22 protein-coding genes are annotated in these 20,261 nt (G+C 64.3%); 11 read left to right on the forward strand and 11 right to left on the reverse strand.

The window, feature by feature from the left end:
• Positions 1 to 87: 87 nt before the first annotated feature.
• The 4 genes from HNR59_RS01820 (at position 88) to kynU (ending at position 4,333) form a co-directional block, all read left to right on the forward strand.
• The gene (locus tag HNR59_RS01820) at positions 88 to 1,074 is read left to right on the forward strand and encodes an ABC transporter substrate-binding protein (RefSeq protein ID WP_183825139.1); all 987 of its coding nucleotides are present in this window, start codon (positions 88 to 90) and stop codon (positions 1,072 to 1,074) included.
• An 85-nt stretch (positions 1,075 to 1,159) separates the two neighbouring features.
• Positions 1,160 to 1,939 carry an ABC transporter ATP-binding protein gene (locus HNR59_RS01825; protein WP_183825142.1) on the forward strand — a complete coding sequence of 260 codons (780 nt, stop codon included), beginning with the start codon at positions 1,160 to 1,162 and terminating at the stop codon, positions 1,937 to 1,939.
• Between the two features lie 4 nt (positions 1,940 to 1,943).
• Positions 1,944 to 2,867, forward strand: a complete 924-nt coding sequence (locus HNR59_RS01830; protein ID WP_183825145.1) for an ABC transporter permease — start codon at positions 1,944 to 1,946, stop codon at positions 2,865 to 2,867.
• A gap of 218 nt (positions 2,868 to 3,085) precedes the next feature.
• The gene (kynU, locus tag HNR59_RS01835) at positions 3,086 to 4,333 is read left to right on the forward strand and encodes a kynureninase (RefSeq protein ID WP_183825148.1); all 1,248 of its coding nucleotides are present in this window, start codon (positions 3,086 to 3,088) and stop codon (positions 4,331 to 4,333) included.
• A 79-nt stretch (positions 4,334 to 4,412) separates the two neighbouring features.
• Here the strand turns inward: kynU and HNR59_RS01840 are convergent, their stop codons facing one another.
• From HNR59_RS01840 to HNR59_RS01870, 7 genes are all read right to left on the reverse strand, one after another.
• Positions 4,413 to 5,099 (reverse strand): ABC transporter ATP-binding protein, encoded by a 687-nt coding sequence (locus tag HNR59_RS01840; RefSeq protein WP_183825151.1) that lies wholly within the window; start codon positions 5,097 to 5,099, stop codon positions 4,413 to 4,415.
• Positions 5,096 to 5,845: an ABC transporter ATP-binding protein gene (locus HNR59_RS01845; RefSeq protein ID WP_183825154.1), complete on the reverse strand. Its 750-nt coding sequence runs from the start codon at positions 5,843 to 5,845 to the stop codon at positions 5,096 to 5,098. The genes HNR59_RS01840 and HNR59_RS01845 overlap by 4 nt, the downstream gene beginning before the upstream one ends.
• The gene (locus HNR59_RS01850) at positions 5,838 to 6,818 is read right to left on the reverse strand and encodes a branched-chain amino acid ABC transporter permease (protein WP_210307189.1); all 981 of its coding nucleotides are present in this window, start codon (positions 6,816 to 6,818) and stop codon (positions 5,838 to 5,840) included. Before HNR59_RS01850 ends, HNR59_RS01845 begins: the two co-directional genes overlap by 8 nt.
• Positions 6,815 to 7,735 carry a branched-chain amino acid ABC transporter permease gene (locus HNR59_RS01855; protein ID WP_183825157.1) on the reverse strand — a complete coding sequence of 307 codons (921 nt, stop codon included), beginning with the start codon at positions 7,733 to 7,735 and terminating at the stop codon, positions 6,815 to 6,817. Before HNR59_RS01855 ends, HNR59_RS01850 begins: the two co-directional genes overlap by 4 nt.
• A gap of 165 nt (positions 7,736 to 7,900) precedes the next feature.
• Entirely contained in the window at positions 7,901 to 9,037 is a 1,137-nt protein-coding gene (locus HNR59_RS01860) for an ABC transporter substrate-binding protein (protein WP_183825160.1), read from the reverse strand.
• Positions 9,038 to 9,076: 39 nt separating this feature from the next.
• The gene (gene kynA / locus HNR59_RS01865; protein WP_183825164.1) at positions 9,077 to 9,916 is read right to left on the reverse strand and encodes a tryptophan 2,3-dioxygenase; all 840 of its coding nucleotides are present in this window, start codon (positions 9,914 to 9,916) and stop codon (positions 9,077 to 9,079) included.
• Entirely contained in the window at positions 9,913 to 11,535 is a 1,623-nt protein-coding gene (locus HNR59_RS01870) for an AMP-binding protein (RefSeq protein WP_183825167.1), read from the reverse strand. Before HNR59_RS01870 ends, kynA begins: the two co-directional genes overlap by 4 nt.
• 262 nt (positions 11,536 to 11,797) lie before the next feature.
• On the opposite strand from HNR59_RS01870, the gene HNR59_RS01875 reads away from it, so the two are divergent.
• The 6 genes from HNR59_RS01875 (at position 11,798) to HNR59_RS01900 (ending at position 15,064) form a co-directional block, all read left to right on the forward strand.
• On the forward strand, positions 11,798 to 12,628 hold the full coding sequence (locus tag HNR59_RS01875) for an alpha/beta hydrolase (protein ID WP_183825170.1): 831 nt from the start codon (positions 11,798 to 11,800) through the stop codon (positions 12,626 to 12,628).
• A 139-nt stretch (positions 12,629 to 12,767) separates the two neighbouring features.
• Positions 12,768 to 13,649 (forward strand): MBL fold metallo-hydrolase, encoded by an 882-nt coding sequence (locus tag HNR59_RS01880; RefSeq protein ID WP_183825173.1) that lies wholly within the window; start codon positions 12,768 to 12,770, stop codon positions 13,647 to 13,649.
• A 7-nt stretch (positions 13,650 to 13,656) separates the two neighbouring features.
• On the forward strand, positions 13,657 to 13,974 hold the full coding sequence (locus HNR59_RS01885) for an ArsR/SmtB family transcription factor (protein WP_183825176.1): 318 nt from the start codon (positions 13,657 to 13,659) through the stop codon (positions 13,972 to 13,974).
• Positions 13,975 to 14,004: 30 nt separating this feature from the next.
• On the forward strand, positions 14,005 to 14,229 hold the full coding sequence (locus HNR59_RS01890; RefSeq protein ID WP_183825179.1) for a YgaP family membrane protein: 225 nt from the start codon (positions 14,005 to 14,007) through the stop codon (positions 14,227 to 14,229).
• Complete coding sequence (locus HNR59_RS01895; protein ID WP_183825182.1) at positions 14,226 to 14,654, forward strand: YeeE/YedE family protein; 429 nt, start codon at positions 14,226 to 14,228, stop codon at positions 14,652 to 14,654. Before HNR59_RS01890 ends, HNR59_RS01895 begins: the two co-directional genes overlap by 4 nt.
• Positions 14,654 to 15,064, forward strand: a complete 411-nt coding sequence (locus HNR59_RS01900; RefSeq protein WP_183825185.1) for a DUF6691 family protein — start codon at positions 14,654 to 14,656, stop codon at positions 15,062 to 15,064. The genes HNR59_RS01895 and HNR59_RS01900 overlap by 1 nt, the downstream gene beginning before the upstream one ends.
• A gap of 61 nt (positions 15,065 to 15,125) precedes the next feature.
• On the opposite strand, the gene HNR59_RS01905 is transcribed toward HNR59_RS01900, so the two are convergent.
• Entirely contained in the window at positions 15,126 to 15,818 is a 693-nt protein-coding gene (locus tag HNR59_RS01905) for a DUF1013 domain-containing protein (protein ID WP_183825188.1), read from the reverse strand.
• Between the two features lie 234 nt (positions 15,819 to 16,052).
• Here HNR59_RS01905 and HNR59_RS01910 point away from each other — a divergent pair, with 234 nt between their 5' ends.
• Complete coding sequence (locus tag HNR59_RS01910) at positions 16,053 to 18,254, forward strand: esterase-like activity of phytase family protein (RefSeq protein ID WP_183825191.1); 2,202 nt, start codon at positions 16,053 to 16,055, stop codon at positions 18,252 to 18,254.
• 19 nt (positions 18,255 to 18,273) lie between these two features.
• Here HNR59_RS01910 and HNR59_RS01915 read toward each other — a convergent pair whose 3' ends face one another.
• From HNR59_RS01915 to HNR59_RS01925, 3 genes are all read right to left on the reverse strand, one after another.
• The gene (locus tag HNR59_RS01915) at positions 18,274 to 18,705 is read right to left on the reverse strand and encodes a DUF1284 domain-containing protein (protein WP_183825195.1); all 432 of its coding nucleotides are present in this window, start codon (positions 18,703 to 18,705) and stop codon (positions 18,274 to 18,276) included.
• Entirely contained in the window at positions 18,702 to 19,295 is a 594-nt protein-coding gene (locus HNR59_RS01920; RefSeq protein WP_343060584.1) for a biotin transporter BioY, read from the reverse strand. The genes HNR59_RS01915 and HNR59_RS01920 overlap by 4 nt, the downstream gene beginning before the upstream one ends.
• A gap of 268 nt (positions 19,296 to 19,563) precedes the next feature.
• Positions 19,564 to 20,232: a GntR family transcriptional regulator gene (locus HNR59_RS01925; RefSeq protein WP_183825200.1), complete on the reverse strand. Its 669-nt coding sequence runs from the start codon at positions 20,230 to 20,232 to the stop codon at positions 19,564 to 19,566.
• Positions 20,233 to 20,261 lie beyond the last annotated feature (29 nt).

The raw sequence follows: 20,261 nt of genomic DNA on the forward strand, positions 1-20,261 counted from the left end.
TACGTTTGACAAGACTTCCGAAGCCGGTATGATCACGCCCCAAGGCGAAAATGAAAACGCCGATGGTCGATGTCTCGGGAGGTTACAATGAACATGTCGAAATCCGGCTGGCTGTCCGGAATTGTTGTCGCCGGCGCCATGCTGGCAAGCGCCATGACGGCGGCGGCGGATCCTGTCCGCATCGGCATCGCCAATTTCGGTGAGCACTCGCAGCTCAACATTGCCATTGCAGGCTTCAAGCGCGCCATTTCCGACGCCGGCTACGAAGACGGCAAGGATGTCGTCTACACCGAAAGCCACACCAATTTCGACGCTTCGCTGGTGCCGCAGATGATCGCCAAGCTGCAGGCCGAGCAGCCGAAGCTGATCTACACCGTCACCACCCCGGTTTCGCAGATCGCCCAGAAGGCGCTCGCGGGCTCCGGCATTCCGATCGTCTTCACCGCCGTTACCGATCCGGTCGCCGCCAAGCTGGTGCCGTCCTGGGATGAAGGCGGCGAGGGCATCACCGGCTCTTCCGACCTTCAGGATCTGGCCGCCGTGATGAAGTTCACCAGGGAGCTGATGCCCAACGCCACGCGCTTCGGCATTCCCTACAATCCAGGCGAGGCCAATGACGTGGCGCTGGTCGACAGCGCCCGCGAACTGGCGAAGGATGCCGGTCTGGAGATCGTTGCCGTCGGCGTCGACAACGTCAACGACATCCAGCAGCGCGTTGCCTCCTTCGCCGGCAAGGCCGATGTGATCTACGTTCCGACCTCGAACCTGTTGCAGCCGGCCGTTGCCGCCGTGGCCGCCGCCGCCCGCCAGGCCGGCATCCCGATCGTCAACTCCGACGACGGTGCTGTCCGCGAGGGTGTGGTTCCGGCAAGCTTTGCCGTCAACTACGACAAGGTCGGCGAGAACGCCGGCAAGATCGCCGTGCGCATCCTCAAGGGCGAGGATCCGAAGTCCATCGCCCCCTCCAAGCCTGCTTACGAGGACCACGTCATGGTGATCTCGAAGAAGTCCGCCAAGGAGTTCGGCCTCGAAATCCCGGCCGCCCTCGATGATTGCGGATGCTTCGTCGACTGACGAATATCTCCATCGCCGGAAATGGCGGCGCTCTGAAAGCGCCGCCTTTTTCTTAAGTTCTTTTGGAAACGCGCAGGAGGTGCGGATGCTGGAAGTCCGGTCCGCGCGCAAGGTCTTCTATCGGGGTCAGCCCGACGAGAAGGTCGCGCTCGACAATCTCAATCTGACGCTCGCCACCGGCGAATTCGGCGTCGTCATCGGCTCCAACGGCGCCGGCAAGAGCTCCATGCTCAACGCCATCTCGGGCTCGCTGGTGCTCGATTCCGGCAAGATCCTCATCAACGGCGCCGACGTCACCTCGATGCCAGTTCACAAGCGCGCCGCACGGCTGGCGCGCGTGTTTCAGGACCCGATGCGCGGCACCGCCGCCTCGATGACGGTGGCCGAGAACATGCTGCTGGCCGAACTGCGCGCCAAAAGCCGCACGTTCCGGCCCGGCCTGAATGCCGGCCGTCTGGCTGAGTATCGCGAGCGCCTTTCGGTGCTCGGCCTCGGCCTTGAAAACCGCCTCGACACCAAGGTCGAGCTGCTTTCCGGCGGCCAGCGCCAGTCGCTGTCGCTGATCATGGCGGTGAGCGACCGGCCGGATGTGTTGCTGCTCGACGAGCACACCGCAGCGCTCGACCCGCGCACCGCCGACATCGTCATGCAGGCCACCATCCGCACCGTTTCCTCGCTGAAGCTGACCACGCTGATGGTGACCCACAACATGCAGCACGCCGTCGACTTCGGCGACCGTGTCATCATGCTGGATGCTGGCAAGGTGAAGCTGGAAATCGCCGGCGAGGAAAAGAAAAACGTGACGGTGGTGGACCTGATCGGCCACTTCTCCGTCAAGACCGACCGCATGCTGCTGGCGAGCTGACATCATGGGCTTCATCGAAACCACCCTGTCGAGCTTCGTCTCGCTCATTCCCGTCACGCTGGCGCAGAGCCTGATCCTGAGCTTTGTCGTGCTCGGCATCATGATCCCGTTCCGCATGCTGAGCTTTCCCGACCTGACCAGCGAAGGCGCCTTCCCGCTGGGCGGCAGCGTCTGCGGCGTGCTGATGATCGCCGGCGCTTCGCCGGTCGTCGCCATTGCCGGCGCTCTGCTCGCCGGCTTCGTGGCCGGCTGCTGCACGGCCTTCATCCATCTGCGCTTCCGCATCCACACGCTTCTGGCCGGCATTCTGGTCATGACCATGCTCTACAGCGTCAATCTGCGCATCATGGGCCGCTCCAACCTGTCCGTGTTCGGCAACGCCACCGTCTTCGACTGGGTGCCGGGCCTGCAGGGCGGGTTCCCGGCCTCCAAGATCGTGGTCGCCGGCATCGTCGTTCTGGCGGTGTTTTGCCTGCTCTACTTCTACTTCAAGACCGAGAAGGGCACCGCCATGCGCGCGGTCGGCTCCAATCCGGATATGGCCGAAGCGCAGGGCATCAATGTCTGGGCGGCCACCATCGGCGGCATTGGCCTCGCCGGCGCCTTCTCGGCCACCGGCGGCGCGCTGATGGTGCAGAGCCAGGGCTTTGCCGACGTCAACATGGGCATCGGCGTGCTGATCAACGGTCTGGCCGCGCTGATGATCGGCGAGGCGATCACCGGCAAGCAGACCGTGCTGCGCCAGCTTCTGGCCCCGTTTGTCGGCGCCATCGTCTACTACCAGCTCGTATCGCTGTGCCTTGCCGCCGGCATGCCGCCGCCCGACCTGAAGCTGGCCACCGGCCTCTTCGTGCTGATCATGCTGGCGCTGCCCAGCATCAAGCGCGGCCGCGGCCCCGCCGCCGCCAAGGAAACGTTCCGCGAATAGGGAGTACGCTCCGCAAAAAGCTCCGGCGAAGCCTCAGCGCTTCGCCGGCAGCCCGTAACCCACACAATCGGGCAATGCCTCTGCTCCCACGGCGTGGCCCGCCTTAGCAATTCCAGCAAAAGTGCGAAGCGGCTTTGCGTTCAGAATTGCGCCAGAACAAGGGGCTGGAGCTTTTCTCCGAATGCGGAGAAAAGCAGAAAAAGCCCCCGGAGGTTTACATGTCCGCTCTTCCCGATCTTTCCGCTATCGAGGCGCTTGATGCGGCCGATCCGCTGCGCGCATTCCGCGATCGGTTCGTGCTGCCCGAAGGCGTGATCTATCTCGACGGCAATTCGCTGGGTGCTGCCTCGCATGCCGCACTTGCGGAGCTCGAAACGGCTGCCCGGCAGGAATGGAGCCAGGACCTGATCCGCTCATGGAACACGGCCGGCTGGTTCGACATGCCGGTGAAGCTCGGCGACCGCATCGGCCGGCTGGTGGGTGCCGCCGAGGGCCAGATCGTGGTCGGCGACACCACCTCGGTCAACATCTTCAAGGCCCTCCATGCCGCACTCGCCCTGCGTCCCGGCCGCAACACCATCGTCGCCGAAAGCGGCTCCTTCCCGACCGATCTCTATGTCGCCGAAGGCGTCGTCTCGACCCGTCCGGGCACGTCGCTGAAACTGGAAGGCATCGATGCGCCGGCGATCGAGGATCTCATCGACGAGACGGTGGCCGTGGTGCTCGTCAACCACGTCAACTTCAAGAGCGGCACCCTGCGCGACATGGCGGCGCTGACCAAGCGTATCCACGATGCCGGCGCGCTCGCCGTCTGGGACCTGTGCCACAGCGCCGGCGCCCTGCCGGTGGAGCTCGACGCCGCCGGGGCCGACTTCGCCGTCGGCTGCACCTACAAATACCTCAATGGCGGCCCCGGCGCCCCGGCCTTCGTCTACGCGGCCCGCCGGCATCACGACAATATCGTACAGCCGCTTTCCGGCTGGTGGGGTCATGCCCGCCCCTTCGCCATGGAAACCGGATTTGCGGCGGCTGAAGGCATACGCCGTTTCCAGTGCGGCACCCAGCCGATCCTGTCGATGCGGGCACTCAAGGGCGCTCTCGACATCTGGGACGAGGTCGACATGCAGGCGCTGCGGGAGAAGAGCCTCGCCCTGACCGACCTGTTCATCGAACTGGTCGAGTCCCGCTGCGGCCAATATGGCGTTTCGCTGGAAACCACCTGCGCCCGCACCAGCCGGGGAAGTCAGGTGCCGTTCGTGCATGACCATGCCTATGAGGTGATGCAGGCGCTGATCGAGCGCGGCGTGATCGGCGATTTCCGCGCCCCGTCCACACTCCGCTTCGGCTTCACGCCGCTCTACACCAGCTATCGCGATGTCTGGGATGCGGTGGCCGTTCTGGAAGACATTCTGGCGAGCGGCGTGTGGAAAGAGCCACGCTTCGCCGTGCGCGCCGCGGTGACCTGACCTTTCCCAATCATCCGGCCCATGAACCGGGAAGCCATCGCATGGCGACGGTTTCCCGGATGAGAACGAGGCTCAGGGCTCAAACGCCCAGATAGCGGTCCTGCAAGTCGGATGTCAGCGCCTGTGGCGTGCCGGCAAATACGGTGACGCCCTTTTCCAGCACGAAGCAGCGGTCGGCGACCGGCAGCAATTCCGACAGGGTCTTGTCGACCACGAGGATCGACTGGCCGGAGGCCTTCAGCTTGCGGATCGCCGCCCAGATGTCCTGCCTGATCACCGGAGCGAGCCCCTCCGTCGCCTCATCGAGGATCAGCAGGCGCGGATTGGTCATCAGCGCCCGGCCGATGGCCAGCATCTGCTGCTCGCCGCCTGACAGCGTGTTGGCGTACTGGCCGCGACGCTCACCGAGGCGCGGGAACAGGTCGTTCACCCGCTCCAGTGTCCAGTCACTGCCGCGCGCCGCCACCAAAAGATTTTCTTCCACGGTGAGATTGGGGAAGCAGCGCCGTCCTTCCGGCACAAGGCCGAGCCCCAGCCGTGCGATGCGATGCGGGCGCAAGCCCGCCAGTTCGCTGCCGGCAAAGCGGACCGAGCCCGCGCGCGGCCGCACAAGGCCGAGGATGGAATTGATGGTCGTGGTCTTACCCATGCCGTTGCGGCCCATCAGCGCCACCACCTCGCCATCCTCGATGGCAAGATCGACACCGAACAGCGCCTGCGAGGCGCCATAGAAGCTTTCAACACCATTGAGGACGAGCAGGCTCATGCCCCATCTCCGAGATAGGCGCGCCGGACCTCCGCATCGGAGCGGATTTCGGCCACGGTGCCGGTGGCGATGATGCGGCCATAGACCAGCACCGAGATGCGGTCGGCAAGCGCGAAGACGGCATCCATGTCGTGCTCGACCAGCAGGATCGGCGCTTCGTGACGCAGGCCATCGAGAAATCCGGTCAGCCGTTTCGAGCCTTCCGGCCCAAGCCCCGCCATCGGCTCGTCGAACAGGAAGGCTTTCGGCCCCAGCGCCAGTGCAATGGCGATCTCGAGCTGGCGACGCTCGCCATGCGACAGTTCCGCCGCTGGCACCTTCGCCCGCGCCTCAAGCCCGACACGCTCCAGTATCGCCATGGCGGGCCCGGTCAGGCTGCCATCGCTCGCCACCGGGCGCAGGAAGCGGAAGCTGGACCCCTGCCTTGCCTGCACGGCCAGCATGACGTTGCGCACAGCGGAAAATTCCGACGCCAGCGAGGAGATCTGGAAACTGCGCCCCAGCCCCTTGCGCACCCGCGCCGCCATGTCGAGCCCGGCCATATCCTCGCCGAGAAAGCGGATGGTGCCGCTGTCGGGCCGGATCGACCCGCAGATCTGGTGGATCAGCGTGCTCTTGCCGGCCCCGTTGGGGCCGATCAGCGCATGGATTTCGCCCGCGCGCAGGTCGAGGCTCACGCCGTCGGTGGCCTTGAGCGCGCCGAAGTTCTTCCGCAGATCGGAAAGCTGGAGGACGGGCTCAGCCATGGCGCGCCTTTCCGGCCAGAAGTCCGAGAAGTCCCCCGCGCGCGAACAGCACCACGCCAAGCAGGATCAGCCCGAGGAAGAACTGCCAGCGCTCGGTGATGCCCCCCAGCGCATATTCAAACAGGACATAGACCATCGCCCCGGCCAGCGGACCGAACAGCCGGCCCTTGCCGCCAAGGATGATGAGCACGATCAGCTCGCCCGACATGTGCCAGGACAGCATGGAGGGGCTGACGAAGCGGTTGAGATCGGCAAACAGCGCGCCGGCCAGCCCCGTCACCATGGCCGAAACGGCGAAGGCGACCAGCCGGATGGCGAACGGTGCGATGCCGACGGCCGCAAGCCGCGTCGGGTTCTGCCGCGAGGCTTCCAGCGCCGTGCCGAAGCGCGAGCCCTTGATGAGCTGGAACAGCACGAGCCCCGCCGCCAGAACGCCGAGGCAAAGCAGGAAATAGGGCAAGGGTTGCGCCGTATTCAGGCCCGGAAAGCCGTTGCGCACATAGATCGACAGCCCGTCCTCGCCGCCATAGCTCGGCCAGGAGACGGCGAAATAATAGATCATCTGGGCGAAGGCCAACGTGATCATGATGAAATAGACGCCCGAGGTGCGCAGGCTGATCGCCCCGATCGGCAGCGCCACAAGTCCGCACAGCGCCATGGCGCTCAGCCAGATCACCGGCATGGAGGTGGTCGCCGTAAGGCCGAACGGCAGCGGCTCGCCATTGAAGGCGTGGGTGGCGAAGATGCCGGCGACATAGCCGCCAAGGCCGAAGAAGGCGGCGTGTCCGAACGACACCAGCCCGCCAAGGCCGAGCGCGATGTTCAGCCCCACCGCCGCCAGCGCCAGAATGGCGATGCGGGTGGCAAGCGTCACGTAGAACGGCTCGCCCGCCATCGTCGCCGCCACGGGAATGGCGACCAGCAGCACGAGCAGCAGCGCGCTGACCAGCGTTCCGCGCGACAGAGCCATCATGCCTGCCCCGCGAACAGGCCGCGCGGCCGCAATGCCAGGATCAGCGCCATGAGAATGTAGATGAGCATCGAGGCAAGGGCTGCCCCCACCAGATTGGCCTGCGAAGCGGGCATGGTCAGCGCCAGCAGCTTGGGCAGCAGGAAACGGCCCATCGTATCGACCACCCCGACCAGAATGGCCCCGACCAGCGCGCCCTTGATCGAGCCGATGCCGCCAATGACGATGACCACGAAGGCAAGGATCAGCGCCGGCTCGCCCATACCCACCTGAACAGATTGCAGCGCGCCGACCAGCGCGCCGGCAAGACCGGCAAGGGCAGCACCTAGCGCAAACACCACCGTGTAGAGCGTGCGGATGTCGACGCCGAGCGCGGCGATCATCTCGCGGTCGCTTTCGCCGGCGCGGATGCGCATACCGAGCCTTGTGCGCGAAATCAGCAGGTAGAGACCCACCGCCACGACGATGCCGACGCCGATGATCGCCAGCCGGTAAAGCTGGTATTGCCCGCCACCCGGCAGCGGCACCGCGCCCTGCAACAGCGGCGGAATGTCGAGATAGAGCGGGAAGGAGCCGAACATCCAGCGCGTGCCTTCCGACAGGATGAGGATCAGCGCGAAGGTCGCCAGCACCTGATCGAGATGATCGCGCTCATAAAGCCGGCGGATAATGGCCATTTCCATCAGTGCCCCGGCGGCGGCGGCGGCGGCAAGGCTCGCCGCCAGCCCCAGCCAGAACGAGCCGGTCGCCGCGGCGACGGCCGCACAGGCAAAAGCCCCGATCATGTAGAGCGAGCCATGGGCGAGGTTGATCAGCCCCATGACGCCGAAGATCAGCGTCAGGCCGGCCGCAATCAGGAACAGCATGACGCCGAGCTGCAATCCGTTCAGCAATTGCTCGATGATGAGGGCGATGGACAAAAGCGAAAGCTTCCGGCTGGATTTTCAGATGGATCCACCTGTTGCGGGGTTCACATCCCCTGCAGGTTTTCCGACTCACAGGAAGACGGGAAACCGGCAGCGGGATAAACCCGTTCAGGCAGCGGAAACAAGAAGAGGCTTCATTCTCCCGCAGGAGAGAAAAGGCTACATCTTGCACTGCTCGACATAGGCGTCGCCATGCTTCTCGAAGGCGGTGGCGATGATCTTGTTGGTCAGCACATCGCCTTCCTTCACCACCTCGCGCACATAGATGTTCTGGATCGGGTGCTGGTTGGTATTGAAGGTGAACTCGCCGCGCACCGACTTGAAATCCGCTGCCTTAAGCGCCGCGCGGAAGGCGTCCTTGTCCTTGACGTCGGCCTTGGCGAGCGCCGACAGGATGAGGTTCGCCGTATCCCAGCTTTGCGCCGCATAGATGGACGGCAGGCGACCATATTCGGCCTGGAAGGCTTCGACGAACTCCTTGTTGGCCTCGTTGTCGAGGTCCTTCGACCAGCTCGCCGAGTTCTTCACGCCGAGCGCGGCATCGCCCACGGCCGGCAGAACGTCCTGAGAGAAGGAGAAGCCCGGACCAAGCACCGGCAGGCCGACGCCCGACTGCGCATATTGCTTCATGAAGGCGATGCCCATGCCGCCGGGCAGGAAGAAGAACACCGAATCCGCGCCCGCAGCGCGGATCTGCGCAATCTCGGCCGCATAGTCGGTCTGGCCGACCTGCGTGTAAAGTTCGCCGGCCAGCTCGCCCTTGTAGTAGCGCTTGAAGCCGGTCAGCGAATCCTTGCCGGCCGGATAGTTGGGCGCGAGGATGAAGGTCTTCTTGTAATCCTGATTGGCGTACTGCCCCATCGCCTCGTGGAAATTGTCGTTCTGGTAGGCGACGTTGAAATAATTCTTGTTGCAGTTGGCGCCAGCGAGCGCCGAGGGGCCGGCGTTGGGCGAGAGATAGATCACGTCCTGCGCCACAGTGTTCGGGACCACCGCCATGGCAAGGTTCGACCAGATGATGCCGGTCATCAGATCGACCTTGTCGCTCTGGATCATCTTTTCGGCGATCTGCACGGCGAGTTCCGGCTTCTGCGCATCGTCCTCGATGACCAGCTCGACATCCGTGTTGCCGGACTTCCTGAATGCCAGAACGAGGGCATCGCGCGTGTCGACGCCAAGTCCGGCACCGCCGCCCGAAAGCGTGGTGATGACGCCGATCTTGACCGGATCAGCCAGTGCTGCGCCGGCCGCCGTCATTGAAAGCGCGAGCAGGCTCGCCGTCAGAATTCTTTTCATCTTGTTCTCCTCCCAGAGTTCCCCGTCCGCAGACGTTTTCTACAGCCGTGTCCGAACTTTCCAGAGTTCCGGAAACAGTTCAACCTCAAGCATCCGTTTCAGGTAGGAAACGCCGCCGGTGCCGCCCGTGCCGCGCTTCAGGCCGATCACCCGCTCCACCGTGGTGACGTGGTTGAAGCGCCAGCGGCGGAAATAATCCTCGAAATCGACCAGCTTCTCGGCCAGCTCGTAAAGCTCCCAGTAGCGGTTCGGCTCGTGATAGACCGCCCGCCACGCCTCCAGAACGGCTTCGCTTTCCGTGCGCGTTTCGCGCCAGTCCGTGCGCCGGCCGTCCGCGCCGATGTCGAAGCCGCTGCGCCCAAGCAGCAGGATCGCCTCGTCATAGAGCGAGGGCTGGCTAAGAATTTCCTCAAGCTTCGCCACCACATCGGGGCGATGGTTGTGCGGCCCCAGCATGGCGAGGTTGCGGTTGCCAGCGAGGAACTCGATCGCCCGATACTGCCACGACTGGAAGCCGGAAGACTGGCCGAGCGAATCGCGGAACTCGGTGTATTCGCTGGGCGTCATGGTGCGCAGCACGTCCCAGGCGCTGTTGAGCTGCTCGAAGATGCGCGCCACCCGCGTCAGCATCTTGAAGCAGGGCCGCACCTCGCCGCGCCGCACGCAGGCAATGGCCGAACGCAGTTCGTGCAGCGCCAGCTTCATCCACAATTCGGAGGTCTGGTGCTGGATGATGAACAGCATCTCGTCATGCGCGGCCGAAAGCGGCTCCTGCGCGTCGAGCACCTTGTCCAGCCGCAGATAGTCGCCATAGGACATGCGCCCCCGAAAGGACATCTGCGCGCCCTCGGCGGACGGATCGTAGGGCTTGTCGCTCATTGGCGCTCCACTCTGAGCCTGAAGCGCTGAATCTTCCCCGTCTGCGTCTTGGGCAGGGCATCGAGAAAGCGGATCGAGCGCGGATATTTGTAGGGAGCGATAGTCGCCTTGACGTGATCCTGCAAGCGCCTGACCATCTCCGCATCGCCCGCCATGCCGCGCGCCAGCACCACATAGGCTTCCACGATCTGGCCTCGCTCGGTGTCGGGCGCGCCGATCACCGCGCATTCGGCCACATCGTCATGGGCAAGCAGCGCGGCTTCCACCTCCGGCCCGGCAATGTTGTAGCCGGCCGAGACGATCATGTCGTCGGACCGGGCGGCGAAGTGGAAAAAGCCGTCCTCGTCCTGCACGAAGGTGTCTCCGGTGAGGTTCCAGCCATCGCGGACATAGGCGCGCTGGCGCTCGTCCGCCATGTAGCGGCAGCCGGTCGGGCCGCGCACGGCGAGCCGGCCCACCGTGCCGCGCGGCACCTCGTTCATGTCATCGTCGACGATGCGCGCCTCATATCCGCCCACGGGCCTGCCCGTTGAAGCGGCGCGCATGTCGCCGAAGCGGTTGGAAATGAAGATATGCAGCATTTCGGTCGCGCCGATGCCGTCGAGAATGGGCTTGCCGGTCTTTTGCACCCATTCCTCGAAGACGGGCCCCGGCAGCGTTTCGCCAGCGGACACCGCGACACGCAGCGACGACAGGTCCGCCCCCTCATCCATCGCCTTCATCATCGCCCGGTAGGCGGTGGGCGCGGTGAAGGAAATGGTCGCCTTGTAGGTTTCGATGATCTCGATCATGTTGGGCGGCGAGGCGTTTTCAAGCAGGGTGGCCGTCGCCCCGAAACGCAGCGGAAACACCGCCAGCCCCCCAAGGCCGAAGGTGAAGGCCAATGGCGGCGAGCCGACGAACACATCGTCCGGCGTCACGTCCAGAACCTCCTTCGCATAGCCGTCGGCGATGATCAGCAGGTCGCGGTGGAAATGCATGGTCGCCTTCGGCACGCCGGTGGTGCCCGAGGTGAAGCCGAGCAGGGCGACATCGTCGCGGCCGGTCTTCACCGCCTCGAAGCGCACGGATTTGCCGAGCGCGATGCGGTCCAGCTCCGCGTCATGGTTGGCGGTGCCGTCGAAGCCGATCACCTTCTTCAGGAAACGGCTGTCCTTGGCGCAGGCCACCATCTCGTCCATCAGCCGCGTGTCGCACAGCGCCAGCGAGATTTCCGCCTTGTCGACGATCTGCGCCAGTTCCCCTGCCCGCAGCATCGGCATAGTGTTGACCACAACAGCGCCCGCCTTGGTCGCAGCCAGCCAGCAGGCCACCATGGCCGGATTGTTGGCGGAGCGGATCAGCACCCGGTTGCCGGGCTGCAGGCCGTAGTCCTCGACCAGCGCATGGGCGAGGCGGTTGGTCCAGTCCGACAGTTCCTTGTAGGTGCGCCGCCGACCGTTGCCGATCAGCGCCGTATGATCGCCAAAACCCTGCTCGACCAGCCGGTCGGTGAGTTCGTGGCCCGCATTGATGAATTCGGGATAGTCGAACCCGTCGAGCAGGAAATCCGGCCACTCTTCCTGCGGGGGAAGGTTGTCACGGGTGAAGGTGTCGATATGTGCCGTAGGCCCAAGCATGCGCGTGATGTCCTCCCTGCGACGACTGCCGGGGCCCGCTCAGCATGGAGCGCCGGATCGTTGCCGGCCGGTTCCTCCCCCGGCCCGGCATCCGCGCTTCCCGGAAGGGGCACGCCGGCATCGTCGACAGAAGAAAAAATGACACCGGCCGAAAATTATTTCAAGCCTAAAGTTTCTTCGCTACGATGATTGCGACGGGAATTGACTTCGCCGCCCTGCGCAGGGCTTTCTGCACAGATACCGAAAGACCGGAGAACCGACCATGCTGAGCCGCCATATCGAGGACTGGAGCGACGCCTACACCAATGGCGCGCATATACCCGGCGGCGACCGCTGGCCCGCGGCATGGGTGGAGCCGGCACAGAGCTTCCGCGAGCAACTGGCGGCGCAGGGACGCGCGAAAATCGACCTCGCCTATGGCGATGCCGCCCGCAACCGGCTCGACCTGTTTCTGCCGGAAGCCAGCCCACGCGGACTTGTGGTCTTCGTGCATGGCGGCTACTGGATGGGGCTCGACAAGAGCTACTGGTCGCATCTGGCGGCCGGGCCGCTCGCCCATGGCTATGCGGTGGCGATGCCCTCCTACACGCTGTGCCCGGACATCCGCATTTCCGGCATCACCCGCGAGGTCGCATCCGCCATCGCCTTCGCCGCCGGCGAGATCGACGGCCCGCTGATGCTCACCGGCCATTCCGCCGGCGGCCATCTCGTGTCGCGCATGGCAAGCGCCAGTGCGCCAATGCCGGAAGCCGTACAGGCCCGCATCCGCCATGTCGTGTCGATCTCCGGCGTGCACGACCTGCGACCGCTGATGCGCACCGGCATGAACGCAACGCTGCACATCTACGAGGCCGAGGCGCTGGCCGAGAGCCCCGCCCTGCTGCAGCCGCGCGAAGGCATCCGCCTCACCTGCTGGGTCGGCGCCGCGGAGCGAGCGGAATTCCTGCGCCAGAACGCGCTTCTGGCCAACATCTGGACCGGACTTGGCGCGCGCACCGCCGCCGTGGCGGAACCCGACCGGCATCACTTCAACGTTATCGACGGTCTTGCCGACCCCGATCATCCCCTGACCAGAACCCTGCTCGGCGACTAAAACGCCGCCTTGTTTTTCCGGCCGACCACCTCTGGTCTTTGTTTCTTCAAGATAACGATTGCATTTTTTTGCAATCATATTTATGCAAATATCAAGATGTGACCGGATGAACCATCCGGCAAGCCAGAGGAAACATCGCATGAGCCAGAAACCGGACGTCACTGCATTCTTCGATCCGCGCACATGGTCGGTGCAATATGTCGTGGCCGACCCGGCCACCGGCAAATGCGCCATCATCGACCCGGTCTATGACTACGATGAAAAGTCCGGGCAGACCGCCTCCACCAATGCCGACCGAATCCTGGATTTCGTGCAGGAAAAGGGCCTCACGGTCGAATGGATCCTCGACACTCACCCCCACGCCGACCATTTCTCGGCCGCGCACTATCTGAAGCAGAAGACCGGCGCCCCGACGGCCATCGGTGAAAAGGTGGTCGACGTCCAGAAGCTCTGGAAGGGTTTCTACAACTGGCCCGATTTCCCGGCCGACGGCTCGCAATGGGACCGGCTGTTTGCCGACGGCGACACCTTCATGATCGGCTCGATCCCCGCCCGCGTGATGTTCTCGCCCGGCCATACACTCGCTTCCATCACCTATGTGATTGGCGACGCGGCCTTCGTGCATGACACGCTGTTCATGCCCGACAGCGGCACGGCCCGCGCCGATTTCCCCGGAGGCAGCGCTGCGGCCCTGTGGGCGTCGATCCAGGCGATCCTCGCTTTGCCAGACGACACGCGCATCTTCACCGGCCACGACTACCAGCCGGGCGGGCGTGAACCGCTGTGGGAATCGACCGTGGCCGAGCAGAAGGCGAAAAACAGCCACATGTCGAAATATCTGACAGAGGCCGACTATGTCGCCGCCCGCGAGGCGCGCGACGCCACCCTGCCGATGCCGAAGCTGATCCTGCACGCCCTGCAGGTGAACACCAATGGCGGCCGGCTTCCCGGGCCGGAAGCCAACGGCACCCGCTACCTGAAGATCCCGCTCGACCTGCTCAAGGGCGCACCATGGGGGTGAACCGGACATGACCACATCGGAAAAGCTGTCCTGCGAGGCCGCCAATCTTCGCGCCAATGTCGACGAGGCGTCCGCCTTCCTGAAGAAGGTGTCCAACCCGGATCGCCTGATGGTGTGCTGCGCGCTGGTCGATGGCGAGCATTCGGTTCGCGAGCTGGAGGACCTGCTCGGCATCCGCCAGCCGGGCCTGTCGCAGCAGCTCGCCGAATTGCGCGAGGCCGGCCTCGTTGCCAGCCGCAAGGAGGGCAAGCAGGTTTTCTACCGGCTTGCCGACCCCCGCATCGCGACCTTCATCCACACCATGCATGCCCTGTTCTGCAAATAGGGCAGTGACCGCTTCACAGGAGAAAACTCCATGACCGCCAATATCGGAACCCCGGAGCGCATCGTCAGGATCGTCGCCGGTGTCCTGCTCGTTGCCCTGCCCTTCATGTCCGGCTGGGCCTTCTTTGAAAGCGCACTGTGGACGTGGCTGTCGGTCATCGTCGGCCTTGTCCTCGTCATCACCGGCATCCTGCGCTTCTGTCCCGCCTACTGCATGCTGGGCTGCTCCACCAACGGAAAGGCCTGCAGGAGATGACCGAATTCACGCCTTTGACGTCGCTCGCCGGTGGTGCGCTGATCGGTCTGGCCGCCGTGCTGCTCATGGCGCTGCATGGCCGGATCGCCGGAATATCGGGCATCATCGGCGGAATCCTGCCGCCAGCGGCCGCCGACTGGGGCTGGCGCGCTGCCTTCCTTGCCGGGGCGATCGCCGCACCTGCACTCATCATCGCGCTGACCGGCCATGACATCGCCTTTGCCAGCACCACGCCGACATTCTGGCTGATCGTCAGCGGCCTGATCGTCGGTGTGGGCGTCACCCTCGGTTCCGGCTGCACCTCGGGTCACGGCGTGTGCGGCATGGCGCGCCTGTCCGTGCGCTCCATCGCCGCCACGCTGACCTTCATGGCAACGACCGGCATCACCGTCTATGTCGTGCGTCACATCGTGGGAGGGCTGTGATGTCGCGCATGATCACCGCCCTGCTGATCGGCCTCGTGTTCGGAACCGGCATCGCGCTTTCCGGCATGATCAATCCGGCCAAGGTGCTGAATTTCTTCGATGTCGCGGGGACATGGGATCCCTCGCTCGCCTTCGTAATGGGCGGCGCACTGATCGTCACGGCCATCGGCTACCGGCTGGTGCTGAAAAACCCGGCGCCACTGCTCGATACAGCTTTCCACCTGCCGGCCCGCAAAGACATCGATCTGCCGCTGCTGGCAGGCGCCGGCTTGTTCGGCGTCGGCTGGGGCATCGCCGGTTTCTGCCCCGGCGGTTCGATCCCGGCGCTCGGACTGGGCCAACCCGCCGCACTGATCTTCGTCGCCTCAATGGTTTGCGGCATTGCCGTCACCCGGCTGATCCGCCGCTGAAACCGCAACAAAAAAGCGCGGGTCAGGCCCGCGCTTTTTCTAAATGACTATAAGGCGAGGCTTATTCCTCGTCGTCCTCTTCCGGCTCCACGCCCTTGAGCGCCGAGAGCTTGGCGAACACGGCATCCGCGTCCAGCTCCGCATCCTCGTCGCGCGGTGCATCGGCCTGCGGGTCCAGGCGCTCGGTGAGGGAAGCCGGCAGCAGCGTATCACCGGTGGGCTGAACCTCGCGGTTGCGGGAAGCGCGCTGCACCTCGATGTCGAGGTCGATCTGCGAGGTCAGCCCCAGCGTCACCGGATCCATCGGCACCAGATTTGCTGCATTCCAGTGGCTGCGGTTGCGGATCTGCTCGATGGTCGACTTGGTGGTTCCGACCAGACGCGAAATCTGCGCGTCCTTCAGCTCGGGATGGTTGCGCACCAGCCACAGGATCGCATTGGGACGATCCTGACGCTTGGACAGCGGCGTGTAGCGCGGGCCCTTGCGCTTGGTCTCGGGCACCCGCACCTTCGGCTCGGAAAGCTTCAGGCGATGGTTCTGGTCCTGCTCGCCGCGCGCGATCTCCTCGCGGCTGAGCTGGCCGGTGATCACCGGGTCCATGCCCTTGATGCCCTGCGCCGATTCGCCATCCGCGATCGCCTTCACCTCAAGCGGATGCAGGCCGCAGAACTGGGCGATCTGGTCGAAGGAAAGCGCGGTGTTGTCGACCAGCCAGACGGCGGTCGCCTTCGGCATGAGAAGCGTATTTGCCATCGAATAAAATCCTCTCGTTCGCCCGCGTCCCGTTACGCGGGCGGTGGTTTTACAAGCCACCGAAAAAGGGAAAATCCGCTTTCCTATAACCGCGTTCGTGCCCGAGAGCAAGAAAATCCCGGCCGAAAGAAGCACGCTCCGGAACGTCATGCTTGTGTCGCGAAACCGTCATCGGGCTGAAATACCGATGGCACAAAGGGAATGCGCATTCTTCTCATGAGGGAAAGAGATCCCATGCGCACCCGTTCGTCACTCGTCGCGGCCATGGCCGCACTTGCCGCATCCGTTTCCCTGCCGGCTCACGCCGATCAGGTCTTCAACCGCATCGCCACGTTCCCGGTCGCCTCCAACCTGCCCGAAGGCACCGATCCGGCCACGGCGACATCCTCCGAGATCATCACCGCCACCGAAGACGGCAACACGCTCGTCTATTCCGACAGCCCGCTGGGCGCAATCGGCTTCATCGACATCACCGACCCGAAAGCCCCGAAGGCCGGCGGCATCGTAAGGATCGACGGCGAGCCCACCTCCGTCGCCGTCATCGGCAACAGGGTTCTGGCCGGCGTCAACACCTCGAAGAGCTACACCGAGCCTTCCGGAAACCTGACGGTCATCGACATCGCCTCGAAGACGATCGAAGCATCCTGCGATCTCGGCGGCCAGCCGGATTCGGTAGCGGTGAGCAAGGATGGCCGCTTCCTCGCCGTCGCCATCGAGAACGAGCGCGACGAGGACCTCAACGACGGCGAGATCCCGCAGCTTCCCGCCGGCAACCTTAAGATCGTCTCGCTGAAGGATGGCGCGCCCGACTGCGCCACCATCCGCACCGTCGACCTGAACGGCCTTGCCGAGATCGCTCCGGAAGATGCGGAACCTGAATTCGTCGACTTCAATGAGGCCGGCGAGATCGCCGTGACCCTGCAGGAGAACAACCACATCGCCATCGTCAATGCCGAAACGGGCGAGATCGTCTCGCATTTTTCGGCCGGATCGGTGTCGCTCGAAAACGTCGACACCAAGAAGGACGGCAGGCTCTCCTTCACGAGCAAGGTCGAGAATGCTCCGCGCGAGCCCGACGCCGTGCAATGGCTCGACAATGACCGCCTCGTCATCGCCAATGAGGGCGACTACAAGGGTGGCTCGCGCGGCTTCACCATCTTCTCGAAGACCGGCGAAGTGCTCTACGAATCCGGCCCTTCATTCGAATACATCGCGGCGCAGCTCGGCCATTACCCCGAGCACCGCAACAAGAAGGGCATCGAACCCGAGGGCATGGAGGTCGGCACCTATGGCGACCAGAAGCTGATCTTCGTCGGCGCCGAGCGCGCCTCGCTGGTCGGCGTCTATGAGGACACCGGCGCGGAGCCGAAATTCCTTCAGGCGCTGCCCTCCGGCATCGGCCCGGAAGGCCTGCTGGCGCTTCCCGCCCGCAACCTCTTCGTCACCGCCAACGAAACCGATCTGGTCGAGGATGGCGGCGCCCGCTCGCATGTGATGATCTTCGAGCGAGCCGAAGGCCAGCCGATCTACCCGATGATCCGGTCCGACACCGACGCCAACGGCCTGCCGATCGGCTGGGGTGCGCTGTCGGGCCTCGCCGCCGATTCCGAGGCGCCCGGCAAGCTCTACGCCGTATCCGATTCGGTCTATGGCGCGGAACCGGCGATCTTCACCATCGATGCCACCCAGTCCCCGGCCCGTATCACAAGCAAGACCGTGATCACGCGCGGCGGCAACCCCGCCCAGAAGCTCGACCTCGAAGGCATTGCTTCGGACGGCGAAGGCGGGTTCTGGCTGTCCAATGAAGGCGACGTCGCCAAGCTCGTTCCGCATGCCATCTTCCGCGTCGACGCCAAGGGCGAGATCAAACAGGAAATCGCCCTGCCGGCCGAGCTGGTCGCGCATCAGACCCGCTATGGCCTCGAAGGCATCACCACCATTGGCGAAGGTGACGAGCTGACGCTGATCGCCGCCGTGCAGCGCGAATGGGGTGACGATGCGAAGGGCGAAGTCAAGCTGCTCGCCTACAAGCCGAAGGCAAAGGAATGGTCGGCCGTGCGCTATCCGCTGGAGAAGGCCGAAAGCGGCTGGATGGGCCTGTCGGAAATCACCGCTCATGACGGCAAGCTCTACATCGTCGAGCGCGACAATCTGATCGGCGATGCTGCCAAGGTGAAGCGCATCTACAGCGTGGCGCTCGATGGCTTCACGCCGGCGGAACTGGGTGGCGACCTGCCGCTGGTGGAAAAGACGCTGGTGCGCGACCTGGTGCCTGACCTCAAGGCCGCCACCAACGGCTATGTGCTCGATAAGGTGGAGGGCTTCACCATCGACAAGAACGGCGAAGCCTTCGTCGTCACCGACAATGACGGCGTCGCCGATTCGTCCGGCGAAACCCTGTTCCTGCGGCTCGGCAATGTCGCCGCGCTCAACTGATTTCCAGAAAGGCGGGCCGTCAGCAGGGCGGCCCGCCAACCTTCACGCCGGCATAGGCATCACCAACGATGTCCGTGCACAATCCCGCCCATTCGCACCCCACGCAGGCAGTGCGTGTCAGCCCGGCGGCAAAACCCGACCGCAGCTTTTCCAGCAAGATCGCGTCAAGTGCGATCCGTTCGCCGGCACCGATGCGCCGGCCAAGCAGATCTCCGACATCGCGGGCGGCCTGCGCATCCCGTTCCAGAACGCTTGCGTTGAGGCAATGCGCTTCCGGATCTGACAGCAGAGGGGCGCAGACATCGTCCGGCCCCTCCACGATCACGATGTCCTCGCCACGGCTCAGCCGCCCGGCGATCACGTCATAATTGGCTGTGAAGGCAGGCGTGTACCCCTTGCCGACATAGGTGAGCATGCACAGAAGGTGATGCGCCCTCAGCCTGATGGTCACGAAGCCTGCCGCTCCGTCTTTGCGCGGGGGAACAGCCGCAGCGTGGCGGCAGCGAGTGCCGACTTCAGCACGCCGCCAACAATGAAGGGCGTGACGCCAAGCGCCACCGCCTTTTCAAATCCAACGAGGCCGGCCAGCCACAGCGCGCCGATGACAAGGCACAGACCGTTGCCGATCAGCATGGCCGCGAAGGCCATGAACACGCGATCCCCGTTCCAGCCGCGCTCGACCAGCCAGCCGACAAGGGCGGCGATGATAGGGAACGAGGCCAGATAGCCCGCAGTCGGACCGACGAAAGGCGCCAGGCCGCCTGAGCCTCCGGCTAGCACCGGCATGCCGATCGCCGCTTCGCCAAGCCATGCCAGAATGGTGAGCGCACCAAGCCGCCAGCCATAGAGCGCGCCGACCAGCGTGACCGCGAAGGTCTGCATGGTGATCGGCACCGGAATCATCGGCACTTCGATTCGCGACGACAGCGCAAGCAACAGCGTACCGATGGCAATAGCAGCCACCTGCCACAGCAGGGGTCGCTCCTGCAGGCGAAGCGGGCTGAGGGAGGGCGTTACGGTGGGGATTTCTGACTGCGACACTGGCATTCTCCAAATTATAGATAATTTTTGATTCTGATCTATTATCGAATCCATATTTTCAATCCGGAGGCAAGTGCTTTTGATCTGATCAGACAAAAACCGGCTCTCCGGCGCTGGAAAAACCCACGCAGAATCCGAAATTTCATTTTGATTTCAATGACTGGTTCAGGGGCATCGCCCGCCATGCGCGCACAACGCATCAAAGCGCGGGATCGAAACGGCACCCGCGACACAGACCGCCGATTCGTCCGTTCCCTCGACGGCAACGTCAGCCGACGATTGTGAAAGCCTCGCGGGTGGCACCGGACTGCATGCGCACCGGGCGCTGGCCGATCCACTGGACATGCCGGGCAAGAATTGAGGCCGCCGTATCCACCTGCCCCTGCCGCAGGGCGCTGAGGATTGCCCGGTGATCGTGATCGGTGCGGGTTTCCCACTCCGAACGCCATGCAGCAAACAGGAAGCGGGCGCTGGCGGCATGAAGATCGTCTATGGCAGCCAGCAGGCGGGGCATGCCGCAGGGCGTCAGGATCAGGCGGTGGAAGGTACGGTTGGCCTCTTCCCATGAGCGCACATCGCGCGAACGGTCGCCGGCGTGCGTCGCCTCCTCGGCCTTGTCGAGGATCGCGGCCGTCAGATGCGGTGCCGCATGCTTCAGCGCAAGAACCTCCAGGGCAGCGCGCATCTCCGCCACCTCTTTCACCTCATCGAGGTCGAAAGCCGCGACCCGCACACCCCGGCGCGCCTCGCTCACGGCAAGGCCCTGCGCCTCCAGCCGCCGGAACGCCTCGCGCACCGGCACATGGCTGGCACCGAATTCCTCCGCAACATGGTCCTGACGCAAACGCGCACCCGGCTCGATCGCACCCGAAATGATGCGCTCGGCCAGAGCCTTTGCGATTCGCACCGCGATTGTGTCGTCCTTGCCCGATTCCATGGAGGACAGATAAGGGGGAGATACTGCCG

Source organism: Aquamicrobium lusatiense, assembly GCF_014201615.1.
Lineage (GTDB): Bacteria > Pseudomonadota > Alphaproteobacteria > Rhizobiales > Rhizobiaceae > Mesorhizobium > Mesorhizobium lusatiense.